1 rRNA gene is annotated in these 1,837 nt (G+C 57.8%); it reads right to left on the bottom strand.

The features are described from left to right. Positions 1–1,699, bottom strand: a 23S ribosomal RNA gene (locus tag HW837_RS47875); the annotation flags it as partial. Positions 1,700–1,837 lie beyond the last annotated feature (138 nt).

Genomic DNA, 1,837 nt, shown 5'->3' with positions numbered 1-1,837 from the left:
CCTACACCCTTACCCCGGGACAACCACCGCCCGGGATGGACTACCTTCCTGCGTCACCCCATCACTCACCTACTGCAAGTCTGGTCCGTCGGCTCCACCACTCCCCTTCACCCGAAGGATCCGGGACGGCTTCACGGACTTAGCATCGCCTGGTTCAATGTTTGACGCTTCACAGCGGGTACCGGAATATCAACCGGTTATCCATCGACTACGCCTGTCGGCCTCGCCTTAGGTCCCGACTTACCCTGGGCAGATCAGCTTGACCCAGGAACCCTTGGTCAATCGGCGCAAACGTTTCTCACGTTTGTATCGCTACTCATGCCTGCATTCTCACTCGTGAACCGTCCACAACTCGCTTCCGCGGCTGCTTCACCCGGCACACGACGCTCCCCTACCCATCACGATCCCCGTTGGGGGTATATATCGCAATGACACGACTTCGGCGGTACGCTTGAGCCCCGCTACATTGTCGGCGCGGAATCACTAGACCAGTGAGCTATTACGCACTCTTTCAAGGGTGGCTGCTTCTAAGCCAACCTCCTGGTTGTCTCTGCGACTCCACATCCTTTCCCACTTAGCGTACGCTTAGGGGCCTTAGTCGATGCTCTGGGCTGTTTCCCTCTCGACCATGGAGCTTATCCCCCACAGTCTCACTGCCGCGCTCTCACTTACCGGCATTCGGAGTTTGGCTAAGGTCAGTAACCCGGTAGGGCCCATCGCCTATCCAGTGCTCTACCTCCGGCAAGAAACACACGACGCTGCACCTAAATGCATTTCGGGGAGAACCAGCTATCACGGAGTTTGATTGGCCTTTCACCCCTAACCACAGGTCATCCCCCAGGTTTTCAACCCTGGTGGGTTCGGTCCTCCACGAAGTCTTACCTCCGCTTCAACCTGCCCATGGCTAGATCACTCCGCTTCGGGTCTTGAGCGTGCTACTAAAACGCCCTGTTCGGACTCGCTTTCGCTACGGCTACCCCACCCGGGTTAACCTCGCAACACACCGCAAACTCGCAGGCTCATTCTTCAAAAGGCACGCAGTCACGACGTTGAGTACAAGTACTCAACGCGACGCTCCCACGGCTTGTAGGCACACGGTTTCAGGTACTATTTCACTCCGCTCCCGCGGTACTTTTCACCATTCCCTCACGGTACTATCCGCTATCGGTCACCAGGGAATATTTAGGCTTAGCGGGTGGTCCCGCCAGATTCACACGGGATTTCTCGGGCCCCGTGCTACTTGGGTGTCTCTCAAACGAGCCGTCAATGTTTCAGCTACGGGGGTCTTACCCTCTACGCCGGACCTTTCGCATGTCCTTCGCCTACATCAACGGTTTCTGACTCGCCTCACAGCCGGCAGACTGTGAAAGAGAGATCCCACAACCCCGTATACGCAACCCCTGCCGGGTCTCACACGCATACGGTTTGGCCTCATCCGGTTTCGCTCGCCACTACTCCCGGAATCACGGTTGTTTTCTCTTCCTGCGGGTACTGAGATGTTTCACTTCCCCGCGTTCCCTCCACTTGCCCTATGTGTTCAGGCAAGGGTGACAGCCCATGACGACTGCCGGGTTTCCCCATTCGGACACCCCCGGATCAAAGCCTGGTTGACGACTCCCCGGGGCCTATCGTGGCCTCCCACGTCCTTCATCGGTTCCTGGTGCCAAGGCATCCACCGTGCGCCCTTAAAAACTTGGCCACAGATGCTCGCGTCCACTGTGCAGTTCTCAAACAACGACCAACCACCCATCACCCCCGGTTTCCACCGGAGTGCACTGGGGCCGGCACTGAAGGCAGCCATACGGCCATACCCTCAGACACCCAACAGCGTGCCCGC

This window comes from Streptomyces caniscabiei, assembly GCF_014930365.1.
Taxonomy (GTDB): Bacteria; Actinomycetota; Actinomycetes; order Streptomycetales; family Streptomycetaceae; genus Streptomyces; species Streptomyces caniscabiei.
This window is presented reverse-complemented; position numbering and strand designations above follow the sequence as displayed.